Source organism: Prevotella sp. HMSC077E09 (assembly GCF_001814685.1).
Classification (GTDB): domain Bacteria; phylum Bacteroidota; class Bacteroidia; order Bacteroidales; family Bacteroidaceae; genus Prevotella; species Prevotella oris.
Window position 1 is genome coordinate 1 of record NZ_KV817526.1, and the last position, 456, is coordinate 456.

Consider the following 456-nt stretch of genomic DNA (forward strand, 5'->3'; position numbering starts at 1 on the left):
CGAAAAAGGGTTCATGCACATATTTTCCTTGCTTTTCAGACCATAAAAAGACTTGTTTTTTTGACAAATTGTAAAGCCAAACGGCGAAATCTCGATGCCCATCGAAGTTATAATCACGTTGATCTACCCAATACTCCGAATCATTCTTGCCCAAATCAAGCGTCTGAAGATAATGTTTATTGCTATAAATGTCAAGCTTAAATGCCCCATGTTCTGTTTTCGATTGCCACGAAATATAAATCTCTTTGTCGCCTTTCCACCACTCACGGTCCTCTTCTGCCTGCGCTTTCTGCCCTTCGGGAGTCTCCGTTTCAAAGGCTTTCATATAGCTTTCCCAGCCAAGATGCTGTTTGTTTGGCGTCACATAAAACTCTGCTGTGCCTCCATCGAGGTCGCCGGAGTCGGGAATTCGTCCTATGCCGAAGTTCGCTTTCTTCGATATTTTCGTGCGATAAG

General features: G+C 43.6%; 1 pseudogene. It reads right to left on the reverse strand.

The features are described 5' to 3' along the window. Window positions 1-456 (reverse strand): annotated as a pseudogene (locus HMPREF2983_RS03920) (hypothetical protein); the annotation flags it as partial.